Annotated in this window: 17 protein-coding genes and 2 pseudogenes; 11 read left to right on the top strand and 8 right to left on the bottom strand. The window is 57.8% G+C overall.

The window, feature by feature from the left end; genetic code table 11:
- Positions 1–19 precede the first annotated feature (19 nt).
- Complete coding sequence (locus tag PR018_RS25015) at positions 20–1291, bottom strand: cytochrome P450 (RefSeq protein ID WP_142832518.1); 1272 nt, start codon at positions 1289–1291, stop codon at positions 20–22.
- A gap of 770 nt (positions 1292–2061) precedes the next feature.
- Here PR018_RS25015 and PR018_RS25010 point away from each other — a divergent pair.
- The 3 genes from PR018_RS25010 to PR018_RS25000 all read left to right on the top strand — a co-directional run bounded on the left by PR018_RS25010 (position 2062) and on the right by PR018_RS25000 (position 4773).
- Positions 2062–3141 (top strand): IS630 family transposase, encoded by a 1080-nt coding sequence (locus tag PR018_RS25010; RefSeq protein ID WP_111223089.1) that lies wholly within the window; start codon positions 2062–2064, stop codon positions 3139–3141.
- Between the two features lie 540 nt (positions 3142–3681).
- Positions 3682–4014: an AcvB/VirJ family lysyl-phosphatidylglycerol hydrolase gene (locus PR018_RS25005; protein WP_142831984.1), complete on the top strand. Its 333-nt coding sequence runs from the start codon at positions 3682–3684 to the stop codon at positions 4012–4014.
- Between the two features lie 288 nt (positions 4015–4302).
- Positions 4303–4773 carry a hypothetical protein gene (locus PR018_RS25000; RefSeq protein WP_142831986.1) on the top strand — a complete coding sequence of 157 codons (471 nt, stop codon included), beginning with the start codon at positions 4303–4305 and terminating at the stop codon, positions 4771–4773.
- Between the two features lie 123 nt (positions 4774–4896).
- On the opposite strand, the pseudogene PR018_RS28595 reads toward PR018_RS25000, so the two are convergent.
- The 3 genes and pseudogenes from PR018_RS28595 to PR018_RS28590 form a co-directional block, all read right to left on the bottom strand.
- A pseudogene (locus tag PR018_RS28595) lies at positions 4897–5086 on the bottom strand (Fic family protein); the annotation flags it as partial.
- Positions 5087–5859: 773 nt separating this feature from the next.
- Entirely contained in the window at positions 5860–7662 is a 1803-nt protein-coding gene (locus PR018_RS24990) for an SWIM zinc finger family protein (protein ID WP_142831990.1), read from the bottom strand.
- A gap of 120 nt (positions 7663–7782) precedes the next feature.
- Positions 7783–7936 (bottom strand): annotated as a pseudogene (locus PR018_RS28590) (SMC-Scp complex subunit ScpB); the annotation flags it as partial.
- Positions 7937–8856: 920 nt separating this feature from the next.
- On the opposite strand from PR018_RS28590, the gene PR018_RS24975 reads away from it, so the two are divergent.
- The gene (locus PR018_RS24975; RefSeq protein ID WP_210245258.1) at positions 8857–9414 is read left to right on the top strand and encodes an arginase family protein; all 558 of its coding nucleotides are present in this window, start codon (positions 8857–8859) and stop codon (positions 9412–9414) included.
- Positions 9415–9894: 480 nt separating this feature from the next.
- On the opposite strand, the gene PR018_RS24970 is transcribed toward PR018_RS24975, so the two are convergent.
- Positions 9895–10530 carry a TetR/AcrR family transcriptional regulator gene (locus tag PR018_RS24970; RefSeq protein ID WP_142831993.1) on the bottom strand — a complete coding sequence of 212 codons (636 nt, stop codon included), beginning with the start codon at positions 10528–10530 and terminating at the stop codon, positions 9895–9897.
- Between the two features lie 176 nt (positions 10531–10706).
- Here PR018_RS24970 and PR018_RS24965 point away from each other — a divergent pair, with 176 nt between their 5' ends.
- Genes PR018_RS24965 through PR018_RS24935 form a run of 7 tightly spaced genes read left to right on the top strand, consistent with a single transcriptional unit; the run spans position 10707 to position 18745 of the window.
- Positions 10707–12284: an ABC transporter substrate-binding protein gene (locus PR018_RS24965; protein WP_142831995.1), complete on the top strand. Its 1578-nt coding sequence runs from the start codon at positions 10707–10709 to the stop codon at positions 12282–12284.
- Between the two features lie 6 nt (positions 12285–12290).
- Positions 12291–13223, top strand: coding sequence for an ABC transporter permease (locus PR018_RS24960; RefSeq protein ID WP_142831997.1), 933 nt, complete (start codon positions 12291–12293; stop codon positions 13221–13223).
- Complete coding sequence (locus PR018_RS24955; RefSeq protein WP_202617213.1) at positions 13220–14092, top strand: ABC transporter permease; 873 nt, start codon at positions 13220–13222, stop codon at positions 14090–14092. Before PR018_RS24960 ends, PR018_RS24955 begins: the two co-directional genes overlap by 4 nt.
- Positions 14093–14096: 4 nt before the next feature.
- On the top strand, positions 14097–15134 hold the full coding sequence (locus PR018_RS24950; RefSeq protein ID WP_142831999.1) for an ABC transporter ATP-binding protein: 1038 nt from the start codon (positions 14097–14099) through the stop codon (positions 15132–15134).
- A complete protein-coding gene (locus PR018_RS24945) occupies positions 15131–16108 on the top strand; it encodes an ABC transporter ATP-binding protein (protein WP_142832001.1) in 978 nt (325 codons plus the stop codon). The genes PR018_RS24950 and PR018_RS24945 overlap by 4 nt, the downstream gene beginning before the upstream one ends.
- 29 nt (positions 16109–16137) lie before the next feature.
- A complete protein-coding gene (locus tag PR018_RS24940) occupies positions 16138–17517 on the top strand; it encodes a serine hydrolase domain-containing protein (protein WP_142832003.1) in 1380 nt (459 codons plus the stop codon).
- A gap of 58 nt (positions 17518–17575) precedes the next feature.
- Positions 17576–18745: a M20 aminoacylase family protein gene (locus PR018_RS24935; protein WP_142832005.1), complete on the top strand. Its 1170-nt coding sequence runs from the start codon at positions 17576–17578 to the stop codon at positions 18743–18745.
- A gap of 183 nt (positions 18746–18928) precedes the next feature.
- Here PR018_RS24935 and PR018_RS24930 read toward each other — a convergent pair whose 3' ends face one another.
- The 3 genes from PR018_RS24930 to PR018_RS24920 form a co-directional block, all read right to left on the bottom strand.
- Complete coding sequence (locus PR018_RS24930; RefSeq protein ID WP_142832008.1) at positions 18929–19708, bottom strand: L-threonylcarbamoyladenylate synthase; 780 nt, start codon at positions 19706–19708, stop codon at positions 18929–18931.
- A 609-nt stretch (positions 19709–20317) separates the two neighbouring features.
- Positions 20318–20614: an inositol monophosphatase family protein gene (locus PR018_RS24925; RefSeq protein ID WP_142832010.1), complete on the bottom strand. Its 297-nt coding sequence runs from the start codon at positions 20612–20614 to the stop codon at positions 20318–20320.
- Positions 20611–21531 carry a sugar phosphate isomerase/epimerase family protein gene (locus PR018_RS24920; RefSeq protein WP_244615536.1) on the bottom strand — a complete coding sequence of 307 codons (921 nt, stop codon included), beginning with the start codon at positions 21529–21531 and terminating at the stop codon, positions 20611–20613. Before PR018_RS24920 ends, PR018_RS24925 begins: the two co-directional genes overlap by 4 nt.
- Between the last annotated feature and the right edge of the window lie 9 nt (positions 21532–21540).

Here is a 21540-nt window from a genome sequence, read left to right as displayed (position 1 = left end):
GGCTTTCGGCAGTGAGCGCTCAGTATTTTGGGTTTGCTGTCGACCTGAGATGTTCGTAGCGATGATTACCATTTAAATTGACGGCGAAGTTCTGAACCTGGCGAATGCCCGAGAAGCCCCTGACCTTCGGAAACTCACCGGCGGCTTTGACGCCGGGAAAGCGCTCGGCGAGCACCGTGAGGGCTTCCTCCAGCTCCGCCCTCGCCAGCGCTTCACCGAGACAACGATGCGCGCCTCCACCGAAAACCGGATGCCATTTCAGCTGCTCGCGGGTGATGTCGAAGCGTTCCGGCTCCGGATATAGCTTTTCATCCCTGAGGGCGGACATGGTGACCAGGGAACACGCTTTGTGAGCCGGAAGAACGTGCCCGTCGAGTTCGATATCCATCGTGGTGACGCGGGGCACCGAGCCGATTGCCGGTTCGTAGCGAAGGCATTCCAGGACCGCGTTCGGCACCAGATCGCGATTTTCGACGACGGCGTTCCACTGATCCGGATGCTGGAGGAGCAGGGAGAGCTGAATGACCATCGCGGAGCGGGTCGTGTCGCTGCCGCCGACAATCAGGGTCATGATCTGGGTGATGGCTTCCTCGGCCGTCAGCGATCCCTCTTCTTCGACGTTGGACATAAACTCGCTGACGAAATCATCCGCCTTTTCAAGGCTGCGCCTGGTCACGATCTCCCCGACATAGCGCCGAAGATCGGCCGCTGCCTGCTGCAATTCGGGCACGTCCTGCGCAAGCCAGGAGCCGCCGAGGAGCGGGCTGAAACGGTAGACGATCTCTGAAAATCTGCCCACATCGTCTTGCGGCAGGCCGAGGATCGACGCAATCACCCTTGCCGGAATAACGGTCGCGAAATCGTCGAGCATGTCCATGCAGCCGTCGGGCGTCACGGCATCGGCAATCTCGGCGATTGTCTGCCTGATATGCGGGCGCAGCGCGGCAATCATCCTGAATGCGAATGTCTTTGCCATCGGCGACCGCCGCCGCGTGTGAGCATCGCCATTCGAGGTCAGCATGCCGTTTGTCATGAAATCCCAGATCGGCCCGTCCCTGACGCCTCGCAGATTGATCAACTCTGTTTCGACCTGGCGCGTCTTGGCATCGCTGTAGAGGTTGAGAACATCATCGGCGCGCAGGACCAGATAGACGCCGGCTTCGGACCGGATGAACGGCAGTTCGCCTCGAAAGTGGCGATAAACCTCGTGTGGATTGCTGGCGAGGGTCTCCATCGAAAGCGTCGGGACGTCGCTGGCATCGGATCCACTGGATGATTTGAAACTGGTCATCGAATTCCTGCCATGTTGATATGAAAGGCTACGCTTAAAGAATAGCGCCTATTAATGCGGTGCAGTGAGGCTTAGGCTGATTGCTCTCGCCCTTCAGCCATAGGGGCTTGAAAACGGCAAACTTGCCGACTTCAGGGTGGCGCACCTCAGACGCGCCAGTCATCTTATCGTCACTATCGTGCTTAGGTGTCCGCCCATCGGTAAGACCCAAATCTTGCATTCACTCTGCGGGATACACTTAGGGTCTCGCTTTAAGCACTTACATTTCTTTACAACCGGGATCCTAAAGCTTCCTCGAAGCCAACTTAAAATCCGGGCGGTGAAGCGCGCGCTTTGCCGCATCTTCTTCTGCGTCTCGTTGTTTCAACCTCAGCCGAGAACGTGATCACAAACCCGTGATGTGACAAATGATAGTTTCATGACGGATCATGTCATTGATATTTAGGCATACTTTTTTTGAGTCGTGGCAGCATGCAAAAATTCTCGCCGTATTCTTGCCGTAATTGCTGCGACTGATAGCGAGATCCGCATTTTTGGTGATGGGCGACGATCAGACGAATCCGTCCCATGAAAGCCGCAACGTTTGTGCTTCGGCATGCCTGACGTGACGCGCGCTGCAGCAATTGGCGAACTGGTGTGATCGAGAGGTGAGGACGGGCATAAATTCAATCTTTTCGCCCGTGCTCTTTGGGCTATATCAAGTGGTTAACGCCTGACATAAGAGTCCGGTATGGGATTCCCTTTGCTGGGTTGGCATGCGAGTCTGGCGCATGCGCACAGGAATATCGTTCACCGTTTCGCCAACCGATCACCAACGCCTGATGGCCTTGACCAGGGATCGCAATGCCCCCCAAAAGCACGTCTGGCGGGCCGAGATCATCCTGCTGAGTGCCGATGGCGTCGGAACTGTCGAGATTATGCGCCAGACCGGCAAATCGAAGACCTGTGTATGGCGCTGGCAAGAGCGCTTCGCCACAGAAGGCGTCGAGGGTCTCCTGCGCGACAAGACGCGGCCGTCGCGTATTGTGCGGCTCGGACCCGATGTCGCCGAGCGTGTGGTGGCCCTGACGCTGGCTGATCCGCCAGGCGAGACGACGCACTGGACGGCCGACATGATGGCGACGGCCGCCGGCATCAGCGCCAGCGCAGTCAGGCGTATCTGGAAAGCGCATGGCCTCGCACCTCATCGGTGGCGGCAGTTCAAATTGTCCAACGACCCGAAATTCGTCGACAAGCTGCGAGACGTTGTCGGCCTCTATGTTGATCCGCCAGCCCACGCCGTCGTGTTGTCGGTCGATGAGAAAAGCCAAATCCAGGCGCTCGACCGCACCCAGCCGGGCCTGCCGATGAAGAAGGGTCGGCTCGGCACCATGACCCACGACTACAAGCGGCACGGCACAACCACGCTGTTTGCCGCCCTCAACGTGCTCGACGGCACCGTCATCGGCCGCAACATGCAGCGTCATCGTCATCAGGAGTTCATCCGCTTCCTCAACGCCATTAACGCCCAGGTGCCGGACGACAAGGCCGTCCACGTCATCCTCGACAACTATGCTGCCCACAAGCATCCCAAGGTGAGAGCCTGGCTCGACCGTCACGAGCGTTTCACCTTCCACTTCACTCCGACTTCAAGCTCATGGCTCAACGCGGTGGAGGGTTTCTTCGCCAGGCTGTCGAAGCGGCGTCTGAAACGCGGCGTTTTCCATTCCGTCGTCGATCTCCAGGCCGCCATCAACCGTTTCCTCGTTGAGCACAACAAAAAGCCAAAGCCCTTCACTTGGACCGCCGATCCCGACAAAATCATCGCCGCTGTCAAACGCGGGCACCAGGCGTTAGATTCGATCCACTAGCACAGGGCAATATGTGATAATAACTTTCAAAGCCCGTCTCCTACGCATGAGGCTTTGCGCGAGGTTAACTTTACGCAACCCTCGATACCCTACACATTGTGAGACAGGTCCCCAGCCCCGGGCGAAAATTTCGTCTGGCGCGGCAGATTGCGAAAGATATGTGCTTGGTAAGGAGCATTGCTACGCAGAGCGGTACGCGGTGCGTTATTGGTCAAGTTGCCCGGTTGAGAAGACCTACAGCTAATTACAACGCTCGGTGCGTAGTATTCTACGGCGTAGAGGATACGTTATATAGGGGACCTTAGGACGCTGACTGGTTCGTGTTTGCGTAACCCTACCCCACGCTGCATATAATGAATAGGAACCAGATGTAGGCTGTCCTAAGGGCCCTTCTATCTTTGGTAGGTGGTGATGTAAACGTTTCCGTTGTGAGGCTCCGCACAGACGCTCAACCGCAGCAAGCTGCTGTACCTCGTCCTTATGGGTCTATCGAATTTTCGTTCGGGGCACTTGCGGCGGCTGGACACTTAAACATCGGCATTGGGGGATGCAATTGCACTTGAAAACAGTACTGCGGCTTTGGCGACGTTTTCCCTGTCTCACAAGGTCGACTATCAGGTCTCGCTTGCAGGGTGGCTTGGATTTCAAACCGAAGGCAAGGGCGGCAGTCCGATCAATGATCTTAAGTCGATCAACCCGGAGATGGTCCAATGCATCTATGGCCAGGATGACAGCCACGATAATGCCTGTCCGGCTTTGCGGGGCACCGGAATAACGGTAATCAGCATGCCCAGAGGACACCATTTTGGCGGAGATTACGAAAGGCTTCCTCAACATATTATCGCAAGCATGAAAGCACGCATGAACAAGTGAACTTCCTGCAATCCGTCCAGCCTAGCCGGCCACATTAGCCGTGCGGGCATATAAATTGCACGCAATTTCTCCGCTGCCGTTGTTCAGGAAATATAAACTTTGAGGTAACGAACATGATTGCCGCCGGACACTTCGAACTCTGGAAAAATACCAGACTTGGCAAAGCCGCTGCGAACAGCCAAAGCTCTGGGGTTCATAGATAACTTCACTTTCGACCTCAATTGCAATTTGGCACGTTAAGTCCGCGCCGCCCGGCATCAAATGAAACCGCACCGTGATGGAGGCCGCATGTCCTGGCGCACATGTATTTTGTCGTTCATAGCACTTTCTGGCATTTGGTTTTCGATAACCCCTGTATTATTACCATCGACGTCTACCAGCACGACTTATGGCGATAAGGACGCCGCGCCTCCAATCTCTAACGAATTTTCTGACGCGTCTTTTTTGGCTGGTGGTACAGGCCATCACGACGAAGCAGAGACGATTAAAGTCCCGGAGAGAATTGGTTTAAAACTTGTTTATGGTCGCCAAGGTGACCACGGAAATCAAGACAGCAAAAGCAGAAAAGAAGAGACTACCGGCGAAGTTGACGATAGGCCGGGTGATGGTTCCAGCGCTGATGGAGATGGTGAGAAAGCCGGTGCGGGGGAAGCCGCTGGCAATGGGGAGCCTCCCGGTCAGGGCTGTGATTTTTCACAAGTTGAAGAACGCTGTGAAAACTCTATAACTCCAAATGACGAGTGCTGCGCCGGGGAATGACAATCAGCGTATGTTTTGTGAGCTAGAGTGGCGCGTTGCAACACTTGGCGCAGGTGTCGTGTTGGGCGATCGTCCCTGAAATTTCCAAGGTAGATTTCGCTGTCAGCAAGCTGGTTGCAACTGCATCCTGATGTTCGAGAGCAACGTTCCAACCTGAGCATCTGTCAATTTCGCGCCTTCTATGCACGTAGACGAGCCGATGCTTTCGACTGTCGCGACTTTGCGCAAGGCATTGAGACGATCCGGGCGATAAAGCCTTCAGGGCATTCCAACGGCCTTTGAACTCATCGATTTCTCCGATAGGCTCGACCAGGTCCTAACCGAGAAAGAATGATCGCTCTTTCATATCGGAATTCCATGCCCGATTTAGCTATTTCTAATTTCCATTCAACGTACACCAATTTGGAAATTCAGTGAAAGTGGAGGAAGCGGTCTGGAACACGGCTTCCAAGATGAGGTTCGACTTATCATCTACCCCGCGAAACGAGCCACTGTGAGACCGACCAACGGTGTAAGATCGGTCGCCCTGACGGAAGCACCTTCAATCTTGATTTCCTACGGCACGCAATCGTCCGAGCTTATCGATGAGGTCGAATAGCCGAAATTTCTGGCGAGCCGATATCCATTCCTTTGTTCGATCCCGCCGGAGGCGAGAGAACATTTCTCTCCGTCCCGAATCCCTATTCCACAATCGCGAAAGCGCGCGGAGGTCTAGCCCCAAGCCGTCAGGCCGCAGGCGAAGCAAGCGAGGGCTTGACGAACGCAAGTGTGCGATAAACTTGAAAAGTAACCGATGAGAATTCAGCCGATCTGTGCCTGCCTCATGCTCCTTCAAGATGCCGATGATCTGTTCGTCTGTAAAACGGTTGCGCAGAAGGAACGTGAATTTTGACATTCAGCATCGGGACATCACCACAAAGAGGGTCAAAACGCGGCCCCGGTTCGTTCACCCTTTGGTTGAGCCATATTAGAATGTTGCACCGCAGATGGAACACTTGGCGAACGCGTTGCCTGCTCGTGCGTAAGGGAAATGACTGAATTTCGGCCTCTCAAATTGAGCTATAGTATTACTCGACTTTTTCATCCTCAAAGTGTTCCAGACGGCGACCGCAAAGCCACGAGCAGCGGTCTGAGCTTGTGCTTGCGCCGATGTTTTTCGATCAGGAAATCGATCCTCTCGATCCAGTCCGCAAAGCGACCGGCAGCGTCGTAGGCGAGTGCTGCCTTTTCAAGCCATTGGGCCGCTAACACGTATTGCCCCGAGTGCCCAGCCTCCATGATGCTGCCAGCCATGCGTTCGGCGATTTCGATCACCCAGTCCGGATGAGTGGCGTGCGCGACGTCCGCAAGCCGCATCAAAACCGTGTCGGACGGATTTCCCGGCAAGGTATCAAGATCGACGGACCGTATAGCCTCCTCAATCATGTCTTCGCTGAGGTAGATCCTGGTTCTGTCCCAGGCGTGACGCGCAGCCGCGAGGCTGCTCAACAGAGCGCTACGTAATTCGATCCACTCTGGTCCAGCCAACGTCGCTGCGACTTCAAAATCCTCAAGCGACAGGCTCTCCTCAAAGGCACGCCGCGCCGCCACCATCGCTAGCTTCTTTCGTCCCACCAAACCGGCATTATCTCTCAGCCAACGGGCCAAGCTGGCCGCCCCCGCGAAACCGTCGCCCTCAGACGCCAGGCTTACGCCCCACTCGGCAAGGTCTAGCGCCGCATCACCGTGCCCGGCGTCCTTGAGCAGGCGCGCAAGCTGGAGCGTCTCCTCGTCAGAGCGGAACCATCTGCGTGCATAGTCCCCCGCTTCATTGATGCGTCCCAGCCGCACCAACATGGCCGCATACTCGCCATGGAGGCCTGCTGCATTTGCGAGGTTAAGGAACGCGTCGATCCGTCCGCTGATGTCGAGGACACGCAGCCGCGCTCGCGTCAACCGCTCGGTCGTCCAATCGCTTCGTCCCGAAGGCGGCCAGGACCGGCTTCTCCCAGCCAAGGCATCCTCAAGGCCGATCTCATCCCACCCTTGATCGAGGGCATCGACTGCAACCTGCAGGTAGTCATCCAGCCCATAGTCGTTGAGCATACCTTGCCAGGCATCGAGCCGATCCATCAGATCATCGCATTCTTCCGCAGCGAGGTCACTCATCAGCACTGCCTCGGCGATGAACTGTCCAAGCGGGGCGAAAAACTCGTGTAATGTCTCATCGAAATCCGCCTGCTCGCTCCAGGCAGGAACCAGCGCTTCCATCAACGGCACCAGGATTTTTAGAGCGTCGCCTCCCTTGCCGATGTCGAGGAGCGGCTTTGCATTGTCGATCAGCGTCGCGAAGGCCTCCTCATCGACAGCACCGACGTCATCGCCCCAGCGACGTCGGCGCGAATAACCTCCCGACAACAGCCGCTCCGCCTGCCGCATGACGACCTCCGAATTGACAGAACTTGCAAGCTTACCCTTCACGCCCGGTGTTGCGGTTTCCAGTTCTGCCTCGAGCCAGGGTTCCAGCCCAGGATCATGTCCAGCCCTCTTGACCAACAGGGCCACCAGAGCCTGTCGATCAAGGTCGCCAATCATGTCAGCAAGAGAGGGACGCTGGTGAACCGCACTAGGCGCCTCGTTATACTTGAGGAGCACCGCGACGATGTGTTTGCAGGCACCGCCCCAGTCATACGAGCAGGAGCAACGCGTAGCGGCCAAACCGCCGTCATAAAGTTCTATTGTGACGGCATAGGGTGAGAGCTCGCTACCTTCGACCTCGGCAATTATCCGCTCACCACGACGCTCCAAGCTGGAAACCGCACCGCGACGAAAATACTCTTGGCCACGCGTAAAGGATTCGACAGTCGCCAGCGCGCGCACGTCGCTCTCGTCGAATATTGCATCCTTCATGGATCGTCCTCCTTCTCAAACCGAAACCGCGGCCGCCGGCTTCCTCACCTGCGTGCTCGCTATTCACCTGTTCCTTTAAACCATCGGCCGCCCGCAGCTTTTTTCCTGCTAATTAGCCCACTCAAGTGCCTCGACATTTGGCAGGTCGCGCAGCGTCACCGTGCCAAACGCGGAAAGGAAGTCAGGGGTCGTCACATACATATACGGCGCACCGGCGTTGGACTGCGTGTCCCTGAAAAAAGGAAGCTGCCCCGCGAAGCGGTGCGATGACATCGCAGCCGCGATTTCGTGCCGGTCGAGTGCCGAGAACGCAGCGGCTGGTGCCGAATACTCGCAGCAGTAGAACCGGTTTCGACATTGATTTGAAATACCTCCCTCGGATGTGGTGGTTGAGCATGGACGGCCACAAGATAATGCGAAATGCGGCAGTGCCGCCACACATCTCTCCAGATTCGGTCAAGCAAAGGGCTCTAATCATAAATAGCATCCCTTTCTGAACAGTCGGCCGATCCTTTGATTGGCCCGATAGCCTGAAGGATCTGAAATGACCCCTGCCCGCTTCCGAGAATGCCTACGCTCAATCCGCTGGACTTCTGTCGACATCGTCAACGCTCTGCAGTGCGACCTGGCCTGGATCGAAGGACTGGAGAGCGGGGAGATACGGATCCCAGAAGACGTTGCCAGCTGGTTGGACAAGCTTGCGTGCTTTCATGCTGAAAACCAGCCACCCACCACCTGCCGAGCTGGAACTGTCTATCCCAGAATGTTGATGGACGTTGGGCGACCAAACGCTAGCCAAGGCTAGACGGTATGGCCACGCGGCATCGACATCATCCCATGAGGTGAACCGGTCTTGACTCTCAAAATATCAAGCGGGGATCGGTCACTCCCACGTTCCACTATTGTAGATCGTGCTCGCTGACCGAGCTCGCCCCCTCTTGCCGGCACCCAGCCCCGCATATTTGTCGTCGGGTTTTCGGGACAGCGGCAACAAGATGGCTTATATGTTGCCGTGGGTCTCTCAGATGCTGGGTTGGAGGCCGTCCATTCAATAAAGCCGTCGTTAGGGACGCGACAGCGGGTTGCAAAATGCAGCACTCGCGGACAATCCAAAATGGTTAGTTCCTGCCAACTTTATCGCAGCTGACGAGATGATATCTTTAGGCTTCTGGTTTGAGGACTCCAGAGTGCCGCGTGCGTTTGCACAATTTCGACCTGATTGTCTCCCAAGGCAGAATAGCCGACCGCAGCCGCAACGCCATGCGAGGCGCTCGCCTGACGGCGTCTGCTCTTGCCGAGCGATATGGATTTCTCCAAACCGTAGTCGGAACGCCGCAATCGCATGAGATCGACGGCTGGGCGCTCAGCCTTCGCCAAGCCAGCACAACGCTTGCCGCACTTAACGCGGCCGTCAGGGATACGCTGAGCGCCAATCGTGTACCGCTCCTAATTGCCAACACCTGCTCTGCCAGCCTTGCGACACTTCCAGCTGTCGCCTCCCGGCTACCGGATATCGAAATCTTATGGGTTGATGCGCATGGTGATTTCAACACGCCGTTCACAACGGACACAGGCTATCTCGGCGGCATGGTCCTCGCGGCAGCATGCGGTCTCTGGGACAGCGGGCACGGCGCAGGCGTTGCGCCGGAGAACGTCCTCATCGCCGGTATCCGGGATAGTGACGAGGAAGAAGCGGCTAACTTACGGAGCGCTGGTGTCCGCCTACTAGCGCCTTCCGAGGTCGAGCCTTGAAGCAGTCGCCGACTTCATTGGCAGCTCGAAGCTCTGGATCCATATCAATTGGGACGCTCTGGAGCCGCGCCACGTACCTGCCGCCTATGAGGTTAGCGACGGCTTGATGCCGCAACAGCTTCGGGATGTGCTGATGTGGATCCCGCACACCCAGATTGTGGGTATAGAACTTGCCGAATTTGAAGCGCCAGACAACGAGGCTGAATGTTCAGCAGCAATTATGACCCTTATGGAGATCGTTTGCCCGGTCCTAGACCGGTTTGTTTGAGCCGGTTCAGAGATGTTCCGCTGTTATGCTCCTTAACAGATCAGGAAGTGAACAGCTGGCTCAAGCCAAGATCCCGCAAAGCACGCGCGTCATTACGATCAGTCTTGTTTGGCATCGTCGACCCTATTGCGGAAGCGCTGGACTATATGGCCCGCTTTCCGCAGTCCGACGAACTGCTAGCCTCCTTGCAGAGTATGGATGGCTGATAAATTTCAATCTGCATTTGTGCGGTGGGCGAAGGCGGGTTCGATAAGGGTCAGGGTTGCCATGATCTGTCGTTCAATCGCCACCGGGTCTTCGCTCTCGGTCAGGCGCCAATAACTCCATGTCGCATTTACGAGAGTGTATATGCTGATCCCCAAGTCGAAAAGATGGTCCTCCGGCCACGATGAGCCCAGCCTTTGCAATAGTCTCACATAGTTCGAGGCAAATAGCATCGAGTGGGAGCGCGCGATGCGCAGCAGGTCCTCGTAATAGTAGGAAGCGTCAACGATCGTTCGGTCCAGTCCGATTGAAAGCTGGTAGGCCCAAGTCGCACGGATCAGTTCCGCGAGTTGGTCTTGCCAATCGTCGGGGCTAATCGCCTCCGAGCCTCGTTCCAGAAAAGCCCGCACTTGCCCGAGTTTCTCTTCGTAGATTTCAGCGATGATGGCTTCCTTGTTGGGAAAATAGTCGTAGATCGATCCGACCTTTACACCAGCACGCTCGGCCACTGCATTGGTGGTGATCGCACGTATGCCATGCGTGCGCATGACTTCGTGGGCCGCATCCATGATGGCTGCCTTGATTTTCCTCGATCGTGCCTGAACCGGCTTTCTCTTGACCGCCTGCAACTCGTCCTCAGCCATATGTGTCTCCCTTGGTGACGACACCCACCATTCTGGCCAGAAAATTGCAAGACTGAAAATATGCCTCTTGCATCGCCCTCTAATCCGAGTAATCATCCGGATTAGAGGGCGTGACACCCTCTCGCACCTTATTGGGTGTCACGGATAGAATTCCCTCTCAAAAAAGGGGAACTTCCATGCTTAGCCGCCGCCAATTTTCGTTGTTTACTGCCTTGTCCACCGGAGCGCTGATGCTTGGCGCGTCGCCCAAGACCTGGGCAGCAGTGCCTCAAGTGGCACGTTTTCGCCTCCCGATCGATCCGGAAGGCCTATATAATGTGCAAAGCATATCGCTCGTCGTCAGTAGTGTTCTCGGAAACTACCTCTTGGAAACGCTGATCTACATGGATGAAACGGGAAAGCCTCAGCCTTGGCTTGCCGAAAGCTGGCAGGCGAGCGACGACGGAAAGGTCGTCACATTCAAGCTGAAGGGCGGCAAGACTTTTCACGACGGCACGCCCTTCGATGCGCAGGCCGTGAAGTTTCTCTTCGACACCATCCTGGACCCTGCAAACGCGTCACCCAGCAACGGCATCATCGGGCCGCTCTCGAAAGTCGAGACGCCAGACAGCATGACGGTTGTCTTCACCTTCGCAAAGCCATTTGCGCCGTTCATAAACTTGCTCGGCCAATCTTTTTTCGGCTTCAATTCACCGGCCGCGGTCAAGGCAGCAGGCGCTGCCTATGCGCGCCATCCGGTCGGCACGGGGCCCTTCATGTTCGATACCTGGCGCCCTGGCTCCAGTATCGAACTTGTCAGAAACCCCAATTTCAAGCAGTTCCGCCCGGATGCAGCGAACCAGGGATTGCCCCATTTGGACCGGGTAATCCTGAACGTCATGCCGGAAGAAGGCGTTGTCAGCTCCGCATTGCAGACGGAAGAGCTGGACGCGGCTCTTCTGACAGCCGATGCCACAAAGCCTTTTGCCAGCGATCCGCTTTACAAAGTCATCAGCGACCAGAACGCCAAGAACCTGATGTTCATGGAATTCAACTACAAGAAGCAGCCATTTGGTGATCGGGCATTCCGCGAAGCGCTGAGTTACGCCATCGACCGGGAATCGGTTCTGGCAGCAGCCTTCGGCGGCAATGGCAAGATTGCGCTTGGGCCCCTTTCGCGCGGCATTCCGGGCTACGACGATGCCGTTGCGCAGGCCCATGGAACGCCTTACAATGCTGAAAAAGCAAAACAATTGCTGGACGCGGCCGGTTGGGTTCTGTCGGGATCTACCCGCTCAAAGGCTGGCATGCCGGCCAAATTCACCATCCGCAGTTATGCCTCGAGCAATACAGAGAGTGCCCTTGCCGTCATTCAAGCCAATCTGGCCGATGTCGGGATCGCCGTGGAAGTCAGCACGGCGGATTGGGGCACGTTCTATCCGGGTCTCCTGAAGCCTGACTGGGATATGGATCTCAACCGTTGGACGTGGTCGGACCCCAGCGTGTTGTCGCAGCTGTTCCGTTCGCCCGGGCATCGCCAGTTGCTACCGGCCAATGCCGCGATCGACCAGGCACTGGACGGGGCCGATACCGCGCTTGATCCCGTCAAGCGCCTGCAGTTTGTGAGCGATGCCCAGAAAGCCCTCCTCGAGGACAGGCTGATCCTGCCGATTCTGACCGACTGGCCGATTACCGTCGTGCGGACTGCCCTGGAGGGGTACCGCGTGGACTACCTCGGCAATCTTTATGCTGCCGATCTGAAAATGGTCGGTTGACCTCGGATGCTCCAGTATATTGTGCGACGGCTGCTACTGCTCGTCCCCGTGATCGCCGGTATCCTCATGATCACGTTCCTGATGAAGGCGCTGATCCCGACGGATGCAGTGACAGCCATGTATTCCGGGCAGCTTTCGGAGAAGGATGCCGCCGAGGCCATCGCCGTGATGCGTGCAAAATATCATCTGGACCTTCCCTGGTACCAGCAATTCTATGTCTACGTACGGGATCTCCTGGGAGGCAATCTCGGGGAATCCATCCGGTTGCGCAAGCCGGTGATCGACGAGATCGGCTATCGCTATGTCAACACGATCATCCTTACCGGCGCGTCGCTGGCGATCGCGCTGGTGGTGGGTTTGACGGCGGGCGTTCTGGCCGCCGTCAAACGTAATAGCTGGCTGGATGTCACGGCGACCACGGTCGGCCTGTTCGGGATCTCGATGCCGGCCTTCTTTTTCGGCCTTCTGCTCATCCTGTTCTTCTCGGTCTGGCTTCGCTGGCTGCCGGTCGTGCCGCGCGGCCCGATGGCGCTGCTCCTGCCGGCGCTGGCGCTTGGCCTGATAGAAGCGGCTCCGCTGTCGCAGGTCGCCCGTACCAGCATGATCGATGTGTTGGGCCGTGACTATATACAGGCCGCACGAGCCCGCGGGGCTAGTGAGATGGGGCTGATCTTCCGTCACGCGCTTCCCAACGCGCTGATCGTGGTTCTGACACTGGTCGGGCTGCAGATCGGAAATCTGCTCGGCGGCGCCTTCATCATCGAAACCATCTTCGGTTGGCATGGCATCGGCGAACTAGCCGTCAACGCAATCCAATGGCGCGATTTCACCCTGACGCAGGCCGTCATCCTCGTCAGTGCCGCCACCTATCTCGTCATAAACCTAGCGGCCGACATTCTCTATGCCTGGCTGGATCCCCGCGTGGAGTTGACGTCATGAGCCTTGTTGCCGTCGATGAGCCGATGTTCGTTGCGACCCCGCGATGGCGCCAATTTTGCTGCAAGCTGGTGCGCAACCGCTCGGCGATGATCGGTGGAGGGATTGTTTTGCTGCTGTTGCTTACCGCTGTTCTCGCACCCCTGGTCGCGCCGTTTGATCCGCTGAAGGTTAATCCGATCCAGCGGCTGAAACCACCGAGCGTGCATAACTGGATGGGCACAGACGAGGTAGGCCGTGACCTGTTCAGCCGGATCCTGTTCGGCACACGCTACTTCGTGCTGATCTGTGTCGTCACCGCTTCGATCTCCGCCTCCATCGGAACGCTGCTGGGGCTTGTGGCAGGTGCAGGCTCCAGCCTGACGGACAGTATCATCATGCGCTTTATCGATGTCCTGCTCGCTTTCCCGTACATCCTCATGGTGCTGGTCGTCGTTGCCGTTCTGGGGCCGAGCCTCTGGACCGGCATGGTATCGATCGGCATTGCGGGCATTCCCGGCTATGCGCGGCTGGTACGCAGCGCAGTGCTCACCGTCCGACGTGAAGACTACGTGGTCAGCGCCCGCGCGCTCGGCGCCGGCGAAGCCGACATTCTGTTCGGCACTGTGCTTCCCAATGTGCTGTCTCCGCTCATCGTCTACCTGTCTTTTTCCATGCCGCTTGCAGCGCTTCTCACGTCCTCACTGTCATTCGTCGGCCTCGGTACCCAGCCGCCTGCACCCGAGTGGGGCGCCATGCTGGTCAATTCGCGCACCTACCTTTTTTCCGCCTGGTGGGCGGTCGCGGCGCCGGGAATGGCCCTGTTCGTGTCGATCTTTGGCCTGAATATTCTGGGCAACGGTTTGCGTGACGTGCTGGATCCGAGGAGCTGACAGGATGAGCGCGATCTTTCTTCCACCACCCCTGCTCGCGATCCGAGACCTGCGGACGGAATTCCGCACTGGTCGCGGTACTGTTGCCGCCGTCCAAGGAGTCGATTTGACTATAGCGCCGGGAGAGATCGTCGGCCTTGTGGGCGAATCCGGCTCAGGTAAGTCCGTGCTGGCCCAGTCGATCATGCGGCTTGTCCAGTCGCCCGGCATCATCACCGGCGGCGATATACGCTTCGACGGCCGAGATGTCATGCAGATGTCGCGCAAGGATCTGTCCCGGTGGCGCGGGCGCGATGTCGGCATGATCTTCCAGCAGCCGCACAGCTGCCTGAACCCAGTGCGCCGCGTCGGCTGGCAGGTGGCGGAACCGTTTCTACTCCAGGAAAAGATCAGCCGAAGGGCGGCCTGGTCGGCAGCGATCGATCTGCTGCGCTCCGTCGGTATCCCGGCGCCGGCGGAAAAGGCAATGGCCTATCCGCACCAGCTGTCCGGCGGGCAGGCGCAGCGGGTCATGATTGCCATCGCGCTGGCGCTGAAACCCCGGCTGCTCATTGCCGACGAACCAACCACGGCCCTCGACGTCACCATTCAAGCCCAGATCCTCGACCTTCTGCGCGACAGCTGCCGCATGCTCGGTACATCGCTGCTGCTCGTCACCCATGATCTCGGGGTCGTCGCCCGGCTTGCTGACCGTGTCGCGGTCATGTACGCCGGCCGCATTGTCGAGGAAGGGCCGGTCCTGCCAATGTTGACCGCTGCTGGCCATCCCTATGCGAGCGGTCTGATCGATGCCGCGCCACGGCTCGGACAGATCGGCCGGCTGAGGGATATTCCAGGCGGCATACCCGATCTCAGTCGCCCGATTTCGGGCTGTGCATTTGCGCCACGCTGTGAAAGGCGGCTGGAACTCGCGCTCACGCGCTGTCTTAGCGAGGCGCCACCTTCGGCTCAGCTGGACGCTGCGCATCATGCCCGATGCTGGGCGCCACGGACGACGTTAAATCACGTCGATCCTCTCCATGGCCTGGAGACCAGACCATGAATGTCCCACCGCTTCTCAAGGTCGATGGTCTGGAGGTGCGCTACCCCGTGCGCAAGGGGCCATTCGGCCGGGTGGTCAGCCACATCCATGCGGTCGATAAGGTCAGCCTCACGCTCGACCGCGGCGAGACGCTGGGTTTGGTGGGCGAGTCCGGGTGTGGCAAGAGCACGCTTGGCCGGGCACTCATAGCGCTTCAGACACCCACGGCCGGCACGGTGCTGTTTCGTAATCAGGATCTGTTCGCGCTGACACCGGGTGAACTGAAACAACAGCGCCGTTTTGCCCAGATCGTCTTCCAGAACCCGCGCTCCTGCTTCGATCCGCGCCGCACTGTCGGCGCGTCGGTGCGCATGGCGCTCGACGTCCAGCAATTGCTTGACCCTGCGGACCGTGACGCAGCTGTGGCGGACATGTTCGCGAAGGTCGGCCTTCGCCCGGAACACCGGTCGCGCTACCCGCACGAGCTCTCGGGCGGTCAGCTCCAGCGCATCGGGATTGCACGGGCGCTGATCCTGCAGCCCCACCTGATCGTCTGCGACGAGCCAGTCTCGGCGCTCGATGTTTCCGTACAGGCGCAGATACTCAACCTGCTGCGTGACCTCAAGACCGAACTCGATCTCGCCCTGCTGTTCGTCTCCCACAATCTTGCGGTTGTCGAATACATCGCCGACCGCGTCGCCGTCATGTACTACGGCCGGATCGTCGAGACAGCGCGAACCCGGGACCTGTTCAGTAATCCGCAGCACCCCTATACCCGCGCACTGCTTTCCGCCGTGCCTTCACCCGATATTTCCCGCCGCGACGAGCCCAGGCCGAAGCTCGGTGATCCGCCCGATCCGGCGCAATTGCCGAGTGGCTGCCGTTTCCGCACCCGGTGTCCGCTCGCCTTCGAGACATGCGCCGCGATCGATCCGGAAGACATCGAGGTGAGCTCCGGCCATTCGGTTGCGTGTCATGCCGTGGTGCACCGATGAACGATCCCGATAAGACTGGAGGACGAGCCATGACCCCATGGTTGAATGCCGCACTCGCCTATGTCGAGCGCTGGATGGAGTATCAGATGACGGCAACCGAGCTTCCGGGATGCCAGCTTGCAGTGGCCAAGGATGGCGTGCTGGTGCTCGAGCGGGCCTTCGGCGTCGCAAACCTTGCAACCGGTACGCCGCTTACAACGTCGCACCGGTTCCGCGTCGCGTCCCATTCGAAGACTTTTACCGCCGCTGGCATCATGAAACTGCATGAGGAACGTCGGCTGCATCTCGACGATCTGGTCGGCACCTATGTGCCGGGCCTGCACCAAAGCGTCGCGGACGTCACTATTGGCCAGCTTCTCAGCCATGCTTCGGGCCTGATGCGGGACGGAACAGAGGCTCCGCACTGGCAGGTTCGCCAGCCGTTCTTCGATGCGGAAGAACTCGGCATCCAGCTGGCGCATCCCCTCGCAATCGACGCCAATACGCGGTTCAAATATTCCAACCTGGGCTTCGGGCTCCTCGGATCGGTGATCGAGGCGATCACCGGGGAGACTTATATAGACTGGATCGCCCGTGAGATCGTCGTGCCGAGCGGTCTTGAGCAGACCGTGCCGGACATGCCGCTGGCAGAGGGCGTTCCCGTTTCGAGCGGTCACAGCGGCCGCGTGCCGTTCGGACGCGGCAGCATCCGGGGCGACAATCCGACGTTCGCTCTGGCGGCGGCCACCGGCTTTGTCAGCACTGCTGGCGATCTCTCCCGGTTCTTTGCCAGCCTCGATCCGGAGGCCGAGACAAGCGTGCTTTCGGTGGCCAGCCGGCGCGAAATGACACGGCGTCACTGGCGTGTCCCGCAACAGGCGGATGCCCGCCATTACGGTCTCGGCACAATCTCCATGGACATCAAGGGCCATGCGTTGTTCGGCCATGCCGGCGCCTTTCCCGGCTTCATCAGCCGGACCTCGGTGGTGCCGGAATGGGGTCTGAGCCTGTCCATCGTTACCAATGCGATCGACGGGCCGGCAAATGCGTGGGTGGAAGGGATCGTCTCTATCTTCGATACCTTTGCAAGTTATGGGGCGCCGGATCCGACAAATACCGGCTGGGCAGGACGCTGGTGGACCCTCTGGGGGGCAGTCGACCTTGTGCCGGTGGGCGACAGTGTCCTCCTTGCAGATCCCGCTGCTTTGCAGCCGTTCAACGATGCGACCATGCTTGCCATCGATACGCCGGACAGCGGACGGATTGTAGAAGCAAGCGGTTTCGCAAGCCACGGCGAAGGCATCAGGCGCACCTTGGCAGCCGACGGAAGCGTTCAACGCCTGTATCTTGGCAGTAGCGAACTGGTCAAGGAACCCGCCGATTTGGCGATTAAACGGCAGCCGCCAAGGCAAGCACCTTCCCCAAGATAGACGTGCCGTCACCTCACTCTGCCATTGCCATCATCCCTCTTCGAAAGAGTCATCCGATATGCCTGTCATGGAAAGTATTGCGGCGAGCGCCGACGAACTCACCGCCATCCGACGCGATCTTCACCAGCACCCAGAAATTGGCTTCGAAGAGATCCGAACGTCGGGGATCGTTGCGGAAAAGCTCGAAAGCTACGGTATTGAGGTCCATCGGGGCATCGGCAAAACCGGGGTGGTGGGGATTGTCAGGGGGCTCAAGGGCGAAGGCAGGACGATCGGTTTACGTGCCGACATGGATGCGCTGCCCATGGAGGAGCGTACCAACCTCGCCTATGCCTCCAGGAACCCCGGTCGCTTCCATGGCTGCGGCCATGACGGCCATACCACCATGCTCCTGGGGGCTGCCCGCTACCTCGCAGAGACCCGCGCTTTCGCCGGCACGGCGGTGCTGATCTTTCAGCCAGGCGAAGAGGGCTGCGGCGGCGCGCGCGCCATGCTTGCAGACGGACTATTCAGACGCTTCCCATGCGCTGAGATCTACGCTCTTCACAATTCTCCGCAGGACGATCCCTACCGCATCGGAATCAAGCCCGGCCCGGCGATGGCCGGTGCCGATTTCTTCGACATCCGCGTGCGCGGGCGGGGAAGCCACGGCGCCCACCCTGAATCCTCGCGCGACCCCATCATTGTCGCAACTGCACTCGTCCAAGCGCTGCAATCGATTGTCAGCCGTAATGTGAGCCCCCTAAAGCAGGCGGTTCTTTCCGTCACTCAGGTTCACTCGGGCAGTGCCTATAACGTGGTGCCGGAGGATGCCGTGATCTCGGGGACAGTGCGCTTTCTGGACCGTGACGTTAACGATCTCATGCGCAAGCGCATACGAGAGATTTCGACCGGCATTGCTCTGTCCTTCGGCGTCGAAATCGATGTGGACATCCGCAATGTCTTCGATGTTCTGATGAATACCGAAGATCTGGTCGAAGGATTTATGGCAGCGGCACGCGACATCGTCGGCGACGACCAGGTCTATCTGAAAACGGCCCCTGTGATGGGGAGCGAGGACTTCGCAGATATGCTGCATGTCTGCCCTGGGGTGTACTGCACCATCGGGCATGCCGGCACGGTGCCGGTTCACAATCCGGCGTTCATCCTGGACGACGGCATCCTGCCGGTCGGTGCAAGCCTGCTGGCACGCATCGTCGAGCGGCGGCTGCGATCAGCAGACGCCTGAACGGACTTTTAGAAGGCACAAAGGCCGCGGTCCGCCCACTCCCTGGGACACGATCTAGCGGAATTCCCGCGCATCGTTCCCGATGCGCTACGCCGTCCACAAGTTGATTGTCGCCACGCCGCGTCAAAACGACGACAACGGGATACAGAAGAGCGAGAATGACATCCGGCAAGCCTAATTCGCTCAGTAATATTCGCCGTGACGATAGTTCCAGCTTTCGAACTGCGATGCGAGGTTAGACATGATCCGATCAACATCCAAGCCCTTGCGGATCAGTGTGGGAGCAGGCTGCACAGAGCGTTGTCCCCGCTGTTCAGGGACAAGCTTTCCGTCCGGATCGACCATGGATATCATAACGCCTTGTTCATAGCGTGTGCCGGGTGCTTTTTCAGGTTGGATCGAGGCGACATAATCATTGGCGGAAATTATAAGATCGGCCTCATTATAAATCCGCTCGCCTATCCCTTCAACAAGCCCTCTGTTGCCCTGGCCGGACGGATTTGCCGAGCTTGCAAAGGTCAGCTTGCCATGTCTTTCCCATAGCGCCTGGGCAATGAGTTCAGACGGAGTGCCAAACTTTATGACGAAGCAGCTTGTTTGTCGGGTGTCCATGGCCAAATTCGCTGTCTCCTCGTCAGGGAGATATCTCGTCGCGTCCTTTTTCCAAGGGAGGATGCAGCCAAGAAGGATATTGTCATCCCAATGACGGCAATAGAACGCATCGATTTCATCCGTCATCGCGGCCAGATTTCGAAGTTGTTCGATTGAACTGCACAGGACGACACCAGGCTTGTTCAAGCTGCGCTGTTTTGCGGAAAACTTTCGTTTCAGACCCTGACCGTCGCTCGTCATCAGGATGTAGCCTACCTTTGTCGGACTCACGATCATGCCGCCTCCGACAGCTAGGAGTTTGACAGCTTCGTCTTGAATTGCGCCATTCCAGGCAATGGTCTTGTCGGCCATAGAGTATCTCTTTCGTCTAAGGAACCTGATTTGCAGGCGTAGGTGAGACGCGTTTGCGACGGTGCAGGCACAGACATGTCAGATCTGCGTGTTGGGTTGGGTCTCGTTTTGTTAAGAAATGTTGCAGGACCTCGGCTGAAAAAATTGGACTGCCTTAATTCAGGCGCCTGCGGCGTCTTAGGTTTAGCCGGCAATGAGCGCTCTTCCCGTTAGAGTATTAATTAATTGGGCCAGGCGCTCGGCAGCTTTGCGCCAAAAACCGTCATTTAAGTGATCATCTTGCGAAGCTGGATACTCTCATGACCGTCACCATCGAAGGTGACAGGCGCGTACCCTAACTTCAGATAAATCCTGATGCGGCGGGAAGTGCGTGGACCAGAAGCTCCTCGATTCTTGCGAGCTCTTCCATCCGCTCCAGAAGAGCGGTGCCATGTCCCGTTCCTTGCCAACACCGACGAGGCAGCAATCGTCGGTGTTCAAGCCTTTCAACGTACCGTTGTTCGACCGCAATCCCAAGTTTTTGGCTGCCGATATGACATGCCCCAGCGCCGGCAGCGAAATGACACCGATTATGGGCTCAACTTTTTCGATAGAAGCCAGCGAGACGCCTCATAAAGGACGGCCGTTCAGGAAATTGGTCGTGCCATCAATAGGGCCGATGATCCTGTGATTTCCTGTCGCATCCCCACAAAACTCTTCGCCGATTAACGGCTCTCCGGGGTAGTACTCCGCCAACAATTTGATTGCCAAAGTTTCGACCTGATGATCCGCCTCTGACACAAAGTCCCTAAGCCCTTTAAAGTCCACCGCCAAGTCCTTCCGTGCGCGGAAATAGCCAAGGGCCACCTCCGCGCAGGTTGCGAAGATTCTCTCTGCATCCAGTAGCCGTCGTTCAAGGTCACTCATTCCGCTACCATCCGCGAATTCGAGCCGCGGGCATCGAGAACCATGTCATGCAACTGCACCGCGGCTTTCATCGCCTTTTCGTAGAAGGGGTACTCCTTGAGGCTGTAGCGATCGAATGGCGTCTCGAAGTTCAGCGGCAGCTCGTAAGGGGAATCCGCAATCAAACTCATCGTCTTCTGCCAATCGATCACTCCGTCGAACGGTAGCAGATGGTCATCTTTCGCACCTCGGTTGTCGTGCAAATGCGTGGCGATTAAGCGAGACCGAAAACGTTCGAGCAACGTGAAACCGTCGGGATCGATAACGCGGGAATGTCCAGAGTCATAACAAAGGCCCACGAAATCAGGTTCATATCGCGAAAACAGGTTCTCAAAGAGGTCAACGAACTGGTTAATGCCACCGCCGAAGATATTTTCTACAGCAATCGCAACGTTCTTTTCCAGGCAGTATGGCCGAACAGTGTCGAGGGATTCGAAAAAATAGCCGTAAAACTCCTCGTTCGCCCCGCGTCCGCTAGGATCAAACGCATCGATGTCAACATGAAGGACCATGTTCGGCGCGTTCATGGCGGCAGCAAGATCGACGCGGTTGATTAGCAGATCGATACCGGCTTCACGCTGCCATTTGTGCGCAGACGCGATGTCCTTGCGTGTTTCCAGCGCCGCGGCGTAACCCCATTCGGTTCCTTTGTTGCGCCCGTTCGAAGCGTGAATGGTGTGCGTCTTCAGGCCTGCATTCGCAACGATTTCGGTGATAAAGCGGATTTCGGACGGTGCATAGACATAAGATGATCCGGAGTCCGGGTTCCAGTTGATATGAGTGAAACCGGCATCCTTGATCAGACGGAGGCTGTTGCGAACGCCCTCGTCATACCAGCGGTCGCCGTGATCGGGATGCCACACGGTCATGCAATACATATCTATTCT

The sequence above is a fragment of the Rhizobium rhododendri genome (assembly GCF_007000325.2).
Lineage (GTDB): Bacteria > Pseudomonadota > Alphaproteobacteria > Rhizobiales > Rhizobiaceae > Rhizobium > Rhizobium rhododendri.
Note: the sequence above shows the minus strand (reverse complement) of the source record. Positions and strands in the feature narration are given on the sequence as shown.